The sequence below is a fragment of the Duganella sp. 1411 genome (assembly GCF_017833525.1).
Lineage (GTDB): Bacteria > Pseudomonadota > Gammaproteobacteria > Burkholderiales > Burkholderiaceae_D > Rugamonas.
In genome coordinates this window covers 88,293-104,011 of record NZ_JAFICD010000011.1, presented here as the reverse complement: position 1 = coordinate 104,011, position 15,719 = coordinate 88,293, and the positions used below count along the sequence as shown (strand labels likewise).

Below are 15,719 nucleotides of genomic sequence, written 5' to 3'. Positions count from 1 at the left end.
GTGCAGGGTTACCTCACCGACGCAACCGCCGTCTCCTCAAGCCGCAGGCCCTCCGCCTGCGGCTTTTTCAATTTCACGAACAGCACGGCCACCGCGCCGCACAGCATCAGGCCACCGGCCAGCCGGATCACGTTCTCCGGATTCCCACCCAGCAAGCTGCGGTAATACAGCGGCAGCGTGAAGATCTGGATGATCATCGGGATCACGATGAACATATTGAAGATGCCCATATAAACCCCGGTGCGCTCCGGCGGAATGCACCCGGCCAGCATCACATACGGATTGCCCATGATGCTCGCCCACGCCAGGCCGATGCCGACCATCGGCACGAACAGCAGCGCCGGCGAGTGAATCATCGGAATGCTCAGCATCGCGAAGCCGGCCAGCGTCAGGCACACGCTGTGCGTCAGCTTCGGCCCGTACTTGCGCGTGAAAGGCACCAGCGCCAGCGCGCCGACGAACGCGATGAAGTTATAGAACGCCCCCACCTGCCCGGCCAGCAAGCCGGCGTCGCGGAAGCCCTGCGACGCCTGGTCGGTGGTGCCGTACAAGGTGGTCGACAGCGACAGCATAATGTACTGCCAATAGCAGAACATCGCATACCACTGGAACAGCTTGACCCACGCCAGCTGCTTCATCGTGGCCGGCATCTCGCGCACGGCGCTGTCGATATCGCGGAAGGTCTGGCGCCAGCCGCCCGGCCGCGAGCGGATCTCCGCCAGCTCCAGCGCCGTCAGCGGATGCTCGGGCGTGGTCTTCAGGGTCCACAGCACGGAGCTGATGGAAAACACCGCGCCGATCAAAAAGGCGACGATGACGATATGCGGAATATGGCTGGCGTTGACGGCATCCTTGTTCATGCCCAGCCAGACCAGCAACGACGGCGTCAGGTAGGCCAGCGTCTGCCCCAGGCCCGTGAAGGCGCTCTGCGTCAGGAAGCCGATCGAATGCTGCCGCGGCGCCAGCTTGTCGCTGACGAAGGCGCGGTACGGCTCCATCGTCACGTTGTTGGCCGCGTCCAGTATCCACAGCAGGCTGGCCGCCATCCACAACGTGGGACTGAACGGCATCGCCAGCAGGCCAAGGCTGCACAGGATCGCGCCGATCAGGAAGTACGGCGTGCGCCGCCCCCAGCGCGTGACGGTGCGGTCGCTCATCGCGCCGATCAGCGGCTGCACCAGCAGGCCGGTCATCGGCCCGGCCAGCCACAGATACGGCAGGCTCGCCTCGTCGGCGCCCAGGTATTTGTAGATGGGGCTCATGCTGCTCTGCTGCAGGCCAAAGCTGAACTGGATGCCGAAGAATCCGATGTTCATATTGATGATCTGCCAGAACGACAGATGCGGCTTCACGCCGGCGCTCATACCACCGCTCCGGCCTTCGACGGCAACACGCCGCCGCTGCGCCAGCATGCGATCCACGGCTGGTAAAAGGCGATATCGGCCGGCACCGCGCCGGAGATGCCGCAGATGGCGCCGGCGAAGGCATTGGCGCGCGCCAGCGTGAGCGGCAGCGACCAGCCCTGCGACTGGCCGAACAGGAACACCGCCGAGAAAGCGTCGCCCGCGCCGACGGTATCGACGATGCGCGCCGGCGCATGGCATTCCTGATTGGCGGTGACGGTGCCGTCGGCGCCGAAGTGCAGCGCGCCGCGCTCGCCGAGGGTGACGATCAATCCCTTTAGCGTGAAGATGCGCATCAGCGCTTGGCAAGCCTCGACCATCTCGGGGCTGTCGATGGCCTCGGTGCCCGGCTTGGTGTGCGTGTACCAGCTGAACAAATCCTTGAGTTCTTCCTCGTTGACCTTGACGATATCGGCCAGATGCAGCGACTCGAAGGCGCAGCGTTCGGTCACCTGGCCGTCGCGCACGTTCAAGTCCAGATAACGCGTGGCGTCCGACGCTTGCAGCATCGCCCGCAGCGCCGCGCGCGAGCGCTCATGCCGCTGCGCCATGGTGCCGAAGTAGATGACGGCGGGCTTGGCGTGCGCCAGCGCCGCCAGCGCGGGCGCCACCTCCACGTAGTCGTAAGCCTGGTCGGGCAGGATGATGAACCGGTGGCCCTGCGCGTTGCGCTCGACCACCACGCGGCCGGTGGCTTCCTTGGGATCGATCTGCAGGCCCGCCTCGCTCATGCCGAAGCGTTCGAACTCCGCGCGCATCAGCGCACCGTTCTTGTCGTCGCCGATGCGCGTGACCATCAGCGTGGCGACGCCGAACGCCGCCAGATTACGCGCCACGTTAAAGGGCGCACCGCCGACAACCTGCTCGGTGATGAAATCGTCGACCAGCGCTTCGCCGAATACGGCTATGGTTTGTTGGTTCATGCATGTCTCCACGCCCTTTCGGGCGATTTTATATTATTCGCGTGCCAGCCAGTGCATCGCGTAAGGCGCCAGGGTGATCGTTCCTTCGATGCGGCCCGGCTCCGCGTGGTCGCTCCAGACGCCCTGCAGCGCGTATTCTTGCGGCAGGCCGGTAAAGTTCATCAACGTCAGGAAGCGCTCGCCGCGCGCCAGCGCCAGCACGCCGTCGGGCGCGTCGGCCAGCAGCGCGCGCGGCGCGTTGGCGGCCAAGGCATCCTGCTTGCGGCGCGCGCGTATCAGATTGGCCAGCCCCTGGTACATGATTCCCGGCGCGCTGGTCTTGTCGTAGCGGTGCTTCCAGCGCTGCTCGTCGAACACCGGCCGTTGCAGCCAGCGGCTGTCCATCGCATGCTGTGGACGATCGAGATAGCTGTAATCGTTTTCCATCGCCAGCTCGTCGCCCATGTACAGCACCGGCAGCGCGCCAAAGCTCAACGCCAGGCCATGCAGCAGCAGCATGCGGCGCAGCGCCAGCGAGCGCTCTTCCTCATTGGTGGCGGTCTGCAAGCCGGTCAGCGAAGCGGCCATGCCATTGCTGCCGTGGGCCGCGTTCGGATCGGTGCTCTGGAAGGCGGCGCCGCTGGCGTAGCTGCCTTGCGCGCCGCTGAAGAAGCGCGCGGCGCCGGCCAGTCGCGCCGCAGCGCCCGCCGCCGAACCCACTTCGGCCTCCGCGCGCAGCACGTTCCAGCCGATGTCGTCGTGGCAGCGCACGTAACTGAGCCACGTCGCGGCCGACGGCAACGGCGGCGTGTTGCGGATCACCTCGCGCAGCACGCCGGTGTTTTGCTCGGCCAGCGCCACCCAGCCGGCGGCCATCAGGCTGCTGTGATAAGCGATATGGCATTCCGGCGCGGCGGCGCTGCCCAGATAGGCCGGCAGCTCGCGCGTCGGCACGATGGCCTCCGCCTTCAGCAGCACGCCCGGTGCGACGATGTCGACGATGGCGCGCAAGGCTTGCAGCAGCTGGTGCGCCTCCGGCTGGTTCATGCTGTTGGTGCCTTCGCGTTTCCACAGGAAGGCGGTCGAATCGAGGCGGAACACCTCGATGCCGCGGTTGGCCAGCCGCAGCATCGCCGCCGCCATCTCGGCGAAGACGTCCGGATTGGACCAGTTCATATCCCATTGATAGGGGTAGAACGTGGTCCACACCCAGCCGCCCATCGCCTCGACGTAGGTGAAATTGCCCGGCGCGACCTGCGGGAACACCTGGCCCAGCGTGCGCTCATGGCGGTCCGGCATGTCGCGGTCGGGGAAGACGTGGAACATCGCCCGCGCCTTCGCGTCGCCGGCCTTCGCGGCCAGCGCCCACTGGTTGTCATCGGCCACGTGGTTCAGGATGAAATCGGAGCACAGGCTGATACCGGCGGCGCGCAGGCGCGTGGTCAGGTCGTGCAGGTCGGCGTTGGTGCCCAGCGCCGGATCGACCTCGTCGAAACTGGTGACGGCGAAACCGCCGTCGTTCTCGCCTTCGCGCGGGCGCAGGAACGGCAGCAGGTGCAGGTAGCTGACGCCCAGCTCCTCCAGGTACGGGATGCGCTCGGCCACGCCGTTCAAGCTGCCGCCGAAGTTCTGCACGTAGGCGCAGTAGCCCAGCATGCGCTGGCTCAGGAACCACTCCGGTTGCGCGGCGCGCTGGATATCGAGCGCGCGCAGTTCCGGCGGGCGCTCGGCGTACAGCTTGCCCAGGGATTCCATCAGATCGCCGAACCAGGTGTCGAAATCGGCGCGCTCGCCGTACAGGCCGGCCAGCAGGCGGCGCAGCACCGGTTCGGCCGTCGACAGGCGTTGTGCCGCCAGAGGACGCAGATCGTTGGGAAGGGAGGCTAGCAAGCGGTCCGATGTTGTTTGAGAAGGCATAGTGATAGTTGATTCGTAGGGCGGATTAGGCGGAACGCCGTAATCGGCCATGCATGAGCCGCTGGCGGAGCATGCATGGCCGATTACGCTGCGCTAATCCGCCCTACGTGTTACGTGTTTACGTGGTTTGGATAAGCGCTTGGTCGTGCTTAGAAGGCATACGACAGCGTCACCTTCGCGGCGCGGCCGTTGATCGAGCGCGCGGCATGGCCGTCGCCTTCCACCTCGGTGTAGCCGATCTTGTTGAACAGATTATTAGCGCTCAGCGACACGGTGGCCTTCTCCGTCACGCGATAATTGACGAAGGCGTTGACCACCGCGTACGCCGGCATCTCGATGGTGTGCGCATCGTCGCCCCACGACTTGCCGGTGCCGATCACGCTGGCGCCCACCGTGGCATCGCCGATGTTGTAGGTCGGCGCGACCTGGTAGATCCAGTTGGCCTGGCGGCGCGGCGAGTTGCCGATGTTGGCCACGTCCGCCGCCGCCGTGCCGGTGATCTTGGCGTGCGTGTAGGTGGCGCCCCCGGTGACGCGGAAGTCGCCGATCGAATACGCGCTTTCCAGTTCAACGCCCTTGGCGTCGTACTTGTTGGAGGTGCTGCGCTGCGTGGTCGCCTCGTAGTTGCTCTCGTCGGTCTTGGCCTGGAACAGCGTGACGAAGGCGCTCAAGCCGCCGCTGCGCCATTTCACGCCGCCTTCGAGCTGCTTGACGGTGTTGATGTTGATCGGCGTCGAGCCGTCCAGCGGGGTGCCGAACAGAATACGGTCGGCGTTGAAGGCCACGCCGTCGCTGACGCGCGCGAACGCCGCCAGGTTGCTGGTGATGCGGTAGTTGCCGCCGACCGAATACGAGGTGTGGTTGATCTTGTAGTTGACCATCTGCTCGGTGGCCGGATCGTAGCGCAGGCCGCCGGTGGCGATGTTGGCGGTGCCGTTGGCTTCCTGGCGGTCCTGGCGCACGCTCGCGTCGAGGTTCAGCGGACCAGCCTCGTAGCCGACGTTCAGGTATGGCGACGTCAGTTTGTATTCCATGTCGACCGCGCGCATGCAGCAGCCGCCGAAGGCCGGGCCCACCAGGCCGGGGGTGCTGCTGGCCGTTTGCAGCAAGGCCGGCTTGTCGCCGCTCAGCTGCATCAGGTACTCGTTGAAGTTCCACGTCAGCGCCAGCTTCTGGTTCGACAGATACAGGCCGGCGGTGGTGGTCAGCTTGGAGCCGTCGGCCAGCTTGAAGGTCTTCGACAGCTTGGTGTCGTTGAGCGTGTTGCCGGCGTCGTCGATCGAGGTGTTGAACACCACCGCCGAGAAGGCCAGGCCGTTGTAGGCCTTGCCGCGATTCGGGCCGGTGGCGAAGGTGTAGTTGCCGGCCACGCCGTTGTTACCGGCGAAGACGCCGGTGAAGCGGCCGCTGTTGTCGGAGGCGCGGAACTTGTTGCTGAGGTTCCAGCCGTCGCCCAGGTCGAACGAGCCTTCCAGGCCGATCGAATCGCTCTTGACGTGCAGGCCGTCGTTGACGTCGGTCGACACCGGCGTGTTGTTCTTGCCCAGCGTGACATCGCGCACCCAGTTCGGCGAATAGAAGCTCACCGTGCGCGGATCGATGCCCGGGATTTCGGTGATCTTCTGGTTCACCACGCGCACCGGCACCGGCAGCGCGGTCGGCGTCTTGTCGTCGACGTGCTTGAACGACAGGCGGATGTAGCCATTGTCCAGGTCATGCGTGATATTGCCGCGAATCTGGCCGCCGCTGGCGGTGCTCATGCCGGTATCGCGCACGCCTTCGCCGGTGCGGTAGCTGCCGCCGATGAAGAAGCGCGTCTTGTCCGAGATCGGCGAGCCGTAATCGAAGTCGTAGCGGGTCTCGTCGTAACCGAGGCCGCGGCTGATGCCGATATGGCCGCCCTTCTCCTCGCCGGTCTTGGTGATGAAGTTGATGATGCCGCCCGGCGCGTTGGTCGCCAGCGTGGAGGCCGAGCCGCCGCGCACCACTTCCAGGTGGTCGAGCGTGCCGTCGATCTTGACGTAGCTGTCCGGCGTGATGAAGTTGAAGTCGCCCGACTGCAGCACCGGCAGGCCGTCCTCCTGGATTTGCACGTAGCGCGCGCCGCCGGCCGATACCGGCACGCCGCGCACGGTGATGTTGGCGTTGCCCTCGCCGCCCGACGACTCGGCGCGCACGCCCGGCACGGAGCGCAGCACCTCGGCCGCGCTCAGCGCCGCCGAGTTCTTGATGGCGTCGCCCTCGATGGTGCTGATCGAGACGCTGGTCTTCATCTTCGACGAGCCGGTGGTGGTGCCGGTGACGACCACGCGCTCCATGTTCAAGCCATCCGCTGGCGCGGCGGGGGCGGGGGCGGCGGCTTCCTGCGCGGCGGCGGCGCCCATGTGCAGGACGGCGGCGGCGACGGCGGCCGTCATGGCGGCCAGTTGGATGGTGCGATGTTTCATGGTGGTCTCCAGATATTGTCGTTTTGCTCTGCTGTTTTGTTGAGCAGGTACGCCATTATTCCTCGAACGGGGATTTAATGCAATCGATTGCATAGGTGCGGTGCAGTATGTGTGCACGGCAATCCCGCGGCTATAGAACCGCTATAAAATCATGGAAATTGTCCGAAAGATAGGCAATTCATGCTGCGCTGCAGCACAATATTTATGCAATCGGTTGCGAAAATAAGACAATCGGTTCGTAGGGCGGATTAGGCAGGACGCCGTAATCCGCCATGAGCCGTCGACGGCTCAATGGCGGATTACGCTGCGCTAATCCGCCCTACGTGTCTCCGAGGATGGATCAGACGGTGCGGCTACTGGCACGCACCACCAGCTGGGTCGGCAGCTGCAGCGACGGCGACGGCCGCCCTTCGACCAACTCCAGCAGCGACGCCACCAGCGCCCGCCCGGCTTCGCGGATCGGCTGCTGCACCGTCGTCAGCGGCGGATGGAAATAGGTCGACAACTCGATGTCGTCGTAACCGACCACCGCCACCTGCCCCGGCACGAACAGCCCGTGCTCGCGCATCGTGTTAATCGCGGTCATGGCCAGCAGGTCGCTGCCGGCGAAGATGGCGTCGAACGGCACGCCGCGCGCCAGCAGCTCCTCGACCGCCTCGCGCCCGCCCTCGGGCAGGAACGACACCGACACCTGCAGCGCCGGATCGACCTCGATGCCGGCTTTCTCCAGCGCGCGGCGGTAACCGGCGTAGCGCTGCCCGACCTCGGGCAAATTGATATCGCCGAAGAAGGCGATGCGCTTGCGTCCCTCTTCCAGCAAATGGCTGGCGGCCAGCTCGCCGCCGGTCAGGTTGTCGCCGCCGACGGTGCAGTACAACTGCTGCGGCAGTTGCGCGCCCCACACGACGATCGGCACGTGGCGCGCCGCCAGTTGGTTCAGTTGTTCGTGGTGGCGCCACTGGCCGATCAACACGATGCCGATCACGCGGCCGGTGTCGAACGGCCCGGCCGCCGCGTCCAGCTCCTCGGCGTTGACGCGCGAGACCAGCATGTCGAAGCCCTGCTCGGTGAGGGCGTCGGCCAGGCTACCCAGCATGCCGAGGAAGAACGGATCGGACAGGTGCTGGCGCGTGGTCGGGTCGTACGGAATCACCACGCCAACGGTGCGGTTCTGCTTCATGCGCAGGTTCTGCGCGCCGATGTTGATGGTGTATTTGAGCGAGCGCGCCAGCTCCATGATGCGCACCCGGGTCTCCTCGCTGACCAATTTGCTGCCGGCCAGCGCGCGCGAAACCGTGGACGTGGACACGCCGGCCAGCCGCGCGATGTCGGCCATCTGCAGGCGCCGCTGCTGGGCGGCGTTGTCCGCGTCGGGCGGCGGCGTCTTCGGCATGGCGGAGGTCAAGCCGATGGCACGGTGTCTTTGAACGACTGGCGCTCCGACAGTTTATCGAACAACCTGGCCAGGTTGGCGTGGTCGTCGCGCCAGGTGATCTCCGGGAAGCGGAACGACAGCCAACCCAGGGTGCAGCCAACCGCCACGTCGGCCAGCGAGTAGTTCTTGCCGGCGCAGTAAGCCTGCTCGCCCAGCTTTTCCGACAACGCCGCGAGGCCGAGGTGGACCTTGCGCATCTGGCGCGCGATCCAGTCCTCGCTCTGCAGCTCGATCGGACGCTGCGTGCGTTCCAGGCGCACGGTGATGGCGGCGTCCAGCATGCCGTCGGCCAGCGCTTCCCAGCACTTGACGTCGGCGCGGTCGCGACCATTGGGCGGCAGCAGCTTGCATACCGGCGTCAGGGTGTCGAGGTATTCGACCATCACGCGCGAATCGATCATGACGCTGCCGTCCTCCATGACAAGGCTGGGCACCTTGCCCAGCGGGTTGAGGGTGCTGATAGCCGTATCGGGGGCCCACACGTTTTCCAGCTCGAACTGGTAGTCGAGCTTTTTTTCGGCCAGGACGACGCGGACTTTGCGGACATAAGGACTGGCGAGGGAACCGATAAGTTTCATGGATGCGTAGAGTAGAAGGTCAGTGGACAGTATAACATCGGCCGGGTCGCGGGCCGCCAATGGTAAAATCACGTTTTTGCTCCTTCAACTTCGCTCCCTCGATCATGACCACACCTGCTTACTCCACGCTGTCGGCGCTGTCGCCGCTGGACGGCCGCTACGCCGGCAAAACCGACCTGCTGCGTCCCATCCTGTCCGAATCGGGCTTCATGCACCACCGCGTCAAAGTGGAAATCTCCTGGCTGCAGGCGCTGTCGTTGGCCGGTTTCGCCGAGATCAAGCCGTTTTCGGCCGCCGGCACCGCGTTGCTCGACAAGATCGCCAACGAGTTCAAGGAAAGCGACGCCGCCCGCATCAAGGAAATCGAAGCGGTCACCAACCACGACGTCAAGGCCGTCGAATACTGGCTCAAGGAGCAGGTCAAGGACGTGCCGGAGCTGGTCGCCGCCTCCGAGTTCATTCACTTCGCCTGCACCTCGGAAGACATCAACAACACCTCGCACGGCATGATGCTCAAGGCCGCGCGCGACAACGTCATGCTGCCGTCGCTGCGCAACGTCATCGCCCGCCTGACCGAGATCGCCGTCGCCAACGCCGACGTGCCGATGCTCTCGCGCACCCACGGCCAGACCGCCAGCCCGACCACCCTGGGCAAGGAGATGGCCAACGTCGTCGCCCGCCTGCAGCGCGCCATCAAGCGCATCGAGCAGGTCGAAATCCTCGGCAAGATGAACGGCGCGGTCGGCAACTACAACGCCCACCTGTCGGCCTACCCGTCGTTCGACTGGGCGGCCTTCTCCAAGGACGTCATCGAGACGCGCCTGGGCCTGGTGTTCAACCCGTACACCATCCAGATCGAACCGCACGACTACATGGCCGAACTGTTCGACGCCTTCGCCCGCGCCAACACCATCCTGCTGGACCTGAACCGCGACATCTGGAGCTACGTCTCGCTGGGCTACTTCAAGCAAAAGACCAAGGCCGGCGAGATCGGCTCGTCGACCATGCCGCACAAGGTCAACCCGATCGACTTCGAAAACTCCGAAGGCAACCTGGGCCTGGCCAACGCCGTGCTCAAGCACCTGTCCGAGAAGCTGCCGGTGTCGCGCATGCAGCGCGACCTGACCGACTCGACCGTCCTGCGCAACATCGGCGTCGGCCTCGGCTACACCTTGCTGGCCTACGACAGCTGCCTGCGCGGCCTCAACAAGCTGGAAGTGAACCACGCGCGCCTGGCCGCCGACCTCGACGCCAACTGGGAAGTGCTGGCCGAGCCGGTGCAAACCGTGATGCGCCGCTATGGCATCGAGAACCCGTACGAACAGTTGAAGGAACTGACGCGCGGCAAGGGCATCTCCAAGGACGCGCTGCGCGAGTTCATCACCGGCCTGGCCATTCCGCAGGACGCCAAGGACCTGCTGCTGGCCATGACGCCGGCCAACTACATCGGCATCGCCCCCGCTCTGGCCAAAGCCATCTGATGTAAATTAGCAAGATGTCATACACTAGCCCCCGCGACGCAAGTCCCGGGGGCTTTTTTGTCGCCCGCCAACGCATGCGACGTTTCTTTGGTATATTAGTCCTAACACGTACTATTTCTGGAGCACTATAAAAATGCAACGCTATACCAAGACCGCGATGTTGCTGCACTGGCTCATCGCGCTGATGATCGTCGCGGCCTTCTTCCTCGGCCTGACGATGGTCGACATCCCCGGCTTCACGCCGACCAAGCTCAAGTACTTCTCCTGGCACAAATGGCTGGGCGTGACGGTGCTGGCGCTGGCGGCGGTCCGCCTGCTGTGGCGCCAGGCGAACCGGCCGCCGCCGCCGCTGGTCAGCATCCCGCCATGGCAGCACAAGGTCGCCGACGGCGTGCACTACCTGCTGTACTTCCTGATGTTCGCCGCGCCGATCTCGGGCTACCTGTACGGCAGCGCGGCCGGCGTGCCGGTGGTGTATCTGAAACTGGTGACCCTGCCGGCCATCATCGGCCCGGACCCCGAACTTAAGGCCATCTTAAAGACCGTTCATTATGTTTTGGTCATGACGATGGCGGGCGTCGTGGTAGCCCACGCGCTGGCCGCCCTGAAGCACCACTTTATCGACCGCGACATCACGCTCAAGCGCATGCTGCCGTAACCCCCACCCTACCGGAGCCACAATGAAAACCATGAAAAAAATCGCCCTCGTCTCCCTGATGGGTGTCGCCCTGGCCGCCAGCGCCGCCGTGCTCAAGGCCGATCCGGCCAAGAGCTCGGTCTCGGCCACGTTCAAGCAAATGAACGTGCCGATCGAATCGAAGTTCAAGAAATACACGGTCGCCATAGACTACGACGCCGCCAAGCCGGACGCCTCCAAGGCCACGGTCGAAGTGGAAACGGCCAGCCTCGACATGGGCGACCCGGAGTACAACAAGGAAGTGGCCAAGAAGGAATGGTTCAACTCGGCGCAGTTCCCGAAAGCGACCTTCGTCTCGAGCGCCATCAAAAGCGCCGGCGCCGGCAAGCTCACCGTCACCGGCAAGCTGACCATCAAGGGCAAGGCCACCGACATCACCTTCCCGCTGACGGTCAAGACCGAGGGCGGCAAGCAAGTGTTCGACGGCGCGCTGCCGATCAAACGCCTGGCCTACAACATCGGCGAAGGCGAATGGAAAGACACCAGCATGGTCGCCGACGACGTCACGATCAAATTCCACGTCGTCGCCGGCCAATAATAGTTTAACGATCCACACAGGGAGACCCACCACATGAAATTGCAGATCCTGATCGCCACCTTGCTGGCCGCCTCGGCCACGTCGGCCATCGCCGCCACCTACACCGTCGACCCGACGCACACCTTCCCAAGCTTCGAGGCCGACCACATGGGGCTGTCGGTCTGGCGCGGCAAGTTCAACAAGACCACCGGCACGGTCACGATGGACCGCGCGGCCAAGACGGGCGCGCTGGACCTGGCGATCGACCCGGCCTCGATCAACTTCGGCCTCGACAAGATGGACAGCCACGCGCGCGGCCCGGACATGTTCAACGTCGAGAAATTCCCGACGATCACCTACAAGAGCAAATCGTTCAAGTTCGACGGTGACAAGCTGGTCGGCGTCGACGGCGAATTGACGATGCTGGGCGTGACCAAGCCGGTCGCGCTCAAGGTGGACAAGTTCAAGTGCATCATGCACCCGCGCTACAAAAAGGAAGTGTGCGGCGCCGATGCCACGGCCGAGTTCAAGCGCAGCGATTTCGGCCTGAACTACGGCCTGCCAAACTTCTCGCCGGAGGTCAAGCTGGCCATCCAGATCGAAGCGATCAAAGCCGACTAAGCCTCCTCCCGGCCCCGTCCGATCCTGCGCTCCCCACCGGGGCGCAGGATTTTTTTTTGCCCGGATGTGAAAATTGGCGAGAATTCGTTTAAAAAAACCATGTAATACTATGCAATTGGCAACGTTAATAATTCCCTTCTAGCAAAGGAAAATTATGTTTGTTCGCATCCCGCACCGCTAGCCCGTTTTAACCCATTCCCTCGACCACCGGCCATCCTTCGATTAATTATATCGACGGCGGCACCGCCTATGGGAAATCGATTATCAATATAAGATAGCGGGCCACTTTTATTATAAGAGTTACATTCTTAATTTTTTAAAAATTATATTGACACGACAAATAAGCATATTTAGAATTCGCTTCGGATATGTCAATGTCCAATTTGAAGTCAACCTTAACGAACTATTGGAGCCATCATGAAAAAGATTTCCATCATCAAAGTTCAGAAGCTGAAAACCACCGCTGTCGCCCTGTATCCTATCTACGAGTGCTGGCCTTGGTAAGACTTTCATAAAAATGGCGGGGCCGCATGCCCCGCCATTTTTATTGCGCATCGAGTTTGCATGATCCACATCCTATGGCCGCGCATATCATGATTGCAAATAGTTCCCAAACCTACGTCGTGATCCCCTTATCCATCCAGCCCGAAGATAATGGATATTTGATTGGCAATCAGGAACTGGAAGATTTCTATCAATTCCCCGAGGAAGGCCTGTGCATCATCACGCTGCTGCAGCAGGGCCGCACCATCGCGGAGGTCAAGGCCGAATGCGACCGCGCGTTCCCGGAGTCGGTCGATGTCGACGACTTTATCGGCACCTTGACCGACATCGGGTTTATTTCCCCCTCAGAACAAAAAGCTGATTTCCAGCAAAAACTCGCCAGTACGCCGCAGGACAAGCGGTGGAAATTCGCCCTGCCGCAAAAAATCGCCGGCGCCATCTTTTCCGCGCCCGCGCTGCTTGTTTATCTCGCCATCCTCGGTTACGCGGCGCTCAGCGCGGCAAACGATCCACGCCTGCGCTTCAATCCACACGCGCTATATATTCGGGAAAACTTCACCCTCACCCTGCTGGCCCTTTTATTACTGCAGGCGCTGACCACCGCGTTGCACGAACTCGGCCACATGACCGCGGCCGCCAAATACGGAATAAAATCAAAACTCGGCTGGGGTAACCGCCTGTGGAGCATCGTCGCCGAGGCCGATCTATCCGGCCTGCATTCGCTTCCGAAGCGGCAACGTTATTTGCCGCTGATGGCGGGGCTGATAACCGACCTATTGAATATCGCCTGCGTCACGCTATTAATAAAGTTATTACTCAGCAGGGACGCCGATCCGTTTTTTATTCAAATATTCCAGGCGCTGATACTGCAGATATTGTTCACGATGTCGTGGCAATTCAACGTTTTCCTGAAAACGGATATTTACTACGCGCTCTGCGTGTATTGCAACTACCCTAATCTCGACAGCGAAGCGCGGGTCTATCTGCGCGCCCACCTGCACCGCCTCAGCGGCGGACGGCTGGGCGCGGCCGGCCCGTCGCAGTACTACAACTTGGGCACCCTGCGCGCCTTCGCCGCGCTGTGGCTGGCGGGGCGGGTGCTGGCCCTGATACTGCTGTTCGTGGTGGTGATCCCCACCCTGTTGCGCTATGGCCGGGACGCCTGGCGCGTGGTCGGCAACAGCGTCTCGTCGAGCTATGACAAATGGGATCTGAGCTTGTTCTTCATCTTGTCGTCCGCGCTGCTGGCCCTCGGTCTGTACGTATGGCTCAAAGGCAGGACGCGCATCAGCAAAGGAAATTAAATGTCGCAGCCTTCCACCACGCTGTATCAGATTCTGCCGGCCGCGCCGGCGCTGCCGCCCTCGCCGACCGGTTCCGGCTTCCTGCTGGACGCGAGCTTCGCGCACCAAGGCGTCTGGGCCGGGGTCAGCGACCTGCTGGACCTCGCCTATCAACACTTCGCCGAACAGGGCCGCCAAGACATCCTCGACCAGCACAACTACGTGCTGCACATGTTGCTGCCGCAGCGCCGCGACGCCATCCCGCTCAAGTATGCGTGCTTGACGGACACGGCCACCAATTCGGAAAAGACGCGTAACTACTCGCTCGACCGCGCCTACCGGCTGATCCACGGCGCCGTCACCCTGGTCGCCCAATGGCGCGCCGCGGTCGCCCCCGGCGCCGCCTGGACGGTCGTGGTGCGCCGCTTCGACCAGGCCGGCCACCTGGCCCGCCGTTTCTTTTTCGAGCTGGGCCGCCGCCTGGGCGTGGCCGGCAAACTCTCGCTATACGTCGACAGCGGCCGCGCGCCGGAGGCCGCGATCAAAGGCGTCAGGCTGGCGCCGATCGACGCGGCCACGGTGGCGGTGCCCCTGACGGCGCTTGGGCCGGCGCCCGGCGACGGCGAGCCGCGCTCATTCGCAGCGCTCGAACACGCCGACATGAGCGACTGGGAGCGCCACTACGTGCCGTTGCTGCGCCACTACCAAGCGCAACAGGATGGCCTGATGGCGGCGCGCGTGGCCATGCGCGCCCTGTGCGTGCACAACCACTTCGGCTACTACCACGAGGCCTCCAGTTTCGTCGACACCGTGCTGCCCCACCTCGACCAGCTGGTGGAAGACGATCAGTCCGCGCGCTGGAACTATGTCGGCAACATTTTCCAGAGCCTGGTCACGACCGGCAAGGAACAAGCGGCGCTGGCCGCCGTCGAGCGGCATGCCGCGCCGCGGCTGACGGAAACGGTACTACAGGCCAAGATGCACTATTTGCTGGCGATGGTGCATTTGCGCTATCTGCGACAGCAGGACGTGCCGCTGGCGCAGCACCATATCGACCTGGCGCTACAGGCGCTGCAGGCCGCGCAAGCGGACATGCCGGCCGACGACCATGCCTTCCTCAGCGTGTTCATCAACAACGGCCTGGCGTTCGTGCGCGTGCGCCAGGGGCGCCCGGACGAGGCGTTGGCGCTGTGCCAGGGCGGCTTCGACTTCCTCACCAGCCGGCTGGGCCAGGACGTCCATCGGCTGCACCGCTCGGTGCTGCTGTACAACTCGGCGCAAGTGCTGTCGGCGCTGGGCAAGCAAGAGGAAGCGCTCGACTACTACCGGCAATCGATGGCGATGGACCCCTACTATTCGGAGTATTACAACGAGAGCGGCAACATCCTGCAGCGGCTGGGCCGGTACGACGAAGCGCTCGCCCTGTACGACCAGGCCATCCTGTACAGCGCGCCGTACGCGGAGGTGTACTTCAACAAGGGCAACTGCCACGCGCAACTGGAGCAATGGGAGCCGGCGCTGGCGTGCCTGGCCTACAGCCTGGAGCTCAATCCCGACCAGGCGGAGGCTTATTTGCTGCGCGCCGAGATCCTCGAGATGCAAGAGCGTGCCGACGAAGCGCTGGCCGATTACGGCGCCGCGATCGCGCTCAACGGCGACCACGTGGCCGCGCGCGTCAACCGCGCGGTCATCCACTACGGTCACGGGCGCTTCGCCGACGCCCTGGACGACATGAACCACGTGCTCACGCTGGAGCCGGCGGTGGCCAGCCATTACGAAAACCGCTCGGAGATCTACAAAGCCATGAACCAGCCGCACCTGCAGTTACGCGATCTGGACGCCGTGCGCCAATACGGGGAGGCGGCCTGATGACGGCGGCGAACCGCGCGTGGCGCGCCCTTTCCCCCTTATTTTTTGTCCCGCTCATGAGTATT

The 15,719-nt window shown here is 63.5% G+C and carries 12 protein-coding genes; 6 read left to right on the top strand and 6 right to left on the bottom strand.

The annotated features are described in order from the left end of the window. Positions 1 to 8: 8 nt before the first annotated feature. The 6 genes from JOD97_RS31910 to JOD97_RS31885 all read right to left on the bottom strand — a co-directional run bounded on the left by JOD97_RS31910 (position 9) and on the right by JOD97_RS31885 (position 8,682). Positions 9 to 1,364: an MFS transporter gene (locus tag JOD97_RS31910; protein ID WP_229264873.1), complete on the bottom strand. Its 1,356-nt coding sequence runs from the start codon at positions 1,362 to 1,364 to the stop codon at positions 9 to 11. Then, positions 1,361 to 2,326: a PfkB family carbohydrate kinase gene (locus JOD97_RS31905; protein ID WP_209726843.1), complete on the bottom strand. Its 966-nt coding sequence runs from the start codon at positions 2,324 to 2,326 to the stop codon at positions 1,361 to 1,363. Before JOD97_RS31905 ends, JOD97_RS31910 begins: the two co-directional genes overlap by 4 nt. Before the next feature lie 33 nt (positions 2,327 to 2,359). Continuing rightward, a complete protein-coding gene (locus tag JOD97_RS31900; protein ID WP_229264872.1) occupies positions 2,360 to 4,195 on the bottom strand; it encodes an alpha-amylase family protein in 1,836 nt (611 codons plus the stop codon). A 176-nt stretch (positions 4,196 to 4,371) separates the two neighbouring features. Then, positions 4,372 to 6,669 carry a TonB-dependent siderophore receptor gene (locus tag JOD97_RS31895; RefSeq protein ID WP_209726841.1) on the bottom strand — a complete coding sequence of 766 codons (2,298 nt, stop codon included), beginning with the start codon at positions 6,667 to 6,669 and terminating at the stop codon, positions 4,372 to 4,374. 340 nt (positions 6,670 to 7,009) lie between these two features. After that, complete coding sequence (locus JOD97_RS31890) at positions 7,010 to 8,062, bottom strand: LacI family DNA-binding transcriptional regulator (protein WP_209726840.1); 1,053 nt, start codon at positions 8,060 to 8,062, stop codon at positions 7,010 to 7,012. An 8-nt stretch (positions 8,063 to 8,070) separates the two neighbouring features. Further along, positions 8,071 to 8,682, bottom strand: a complete 612-nt coding sequence (locus tag JOD97_RS31885) for a glutathione S-transferase N-terminal domain-containing protein (RefSeq protein ID WP_209726839.1) — start codon at positions 8,680 to 8,682, stop codon at positions 8,071 to 8,073. Positions 8,683 to 8,786: 104 nt separating this feature from the next. On the opposite strand from JOD97_RS31885, the gene purB reads away from it, so the two are divergent. The 6 genes from purB to JOD97_RS31855 all read left to right on the top strand — a co-directional run bounded on the left by purB (position 8,787) and on the right by JOD97_RS31855 (position 15,654). Next, the gene (purB, locus tag JOD97_RS31880; protein WP_209726838.1) at positions 8,787 to 10,163 is read left to right on the top strand and encodes an adenylosuccinate lyase; all 1,377 of its coding nucleotides are present in this window, start codon (positions 8,787 to 8,789) and stop codon (positions 10,161 to 10,163) included. A gap of 133 nt (positions 10,164 to 10,296) precedes the next feature. Then, a complete protein-coding gene (locus JOD97_RS31875) occupies positions 10,297 to 10,821 on the top strand; it encodes a cytochrome b (protein ID WP_209726837.1) in 525 nt (174 codons plus the stop codon). A 22-nt stretch (positions 10,822 to 10,843) separates the two neighbouring features. Beyond that, complete coding sequence (locus JOD97_RS31870) at positions 10,844 to 11,398, top strand: YceI family protein (RefSeq protein WP_209726836.1); 555 nt, start codon at positions 10,844 to 10,846, stop codon at positions 11,396 to 11,398. A 33-nt stretch (positions 11,399 to 11,431) separates the two neighbouring features. Continuing rightward, positions 11,432 to 11,998, top strand: a complete 567-nt coding sequence (locus JOD97_RS31865; RefSeq protein WP_209726835.1) for a YceI family protein — start codon at positions 11,432 to 11,434, stop codon at positions 11,996 to 11,998. 578 nt (positions 11,999 to 12,576) lie between these two features. Next, the gene (locus JOD97_RS31860; protein ID WP_209726834.1) at positions 12,577 to 13,806 is read left to right on the top strand and encodes a hypothetical protein; all 1,230 of its coding nucleotides are present in this window, start codon (positions 12,577 to 12,579) and stop codon (positions 13,804 to 13,806) included. Further along, positions 13,807 to 15,654 (top strand): tetratricopeptide repeat protein, encoded by a 1,848-nt coding sequence (locus JOD97_RS31855; protein ID WP_209726833.1) that lies wholly within the window; start codon positions 13,807 to 13,809, stop codon positions 15,652 to 15,654. Positions 15,655 to 15,719: the final 65 nt, after the last annotated feature.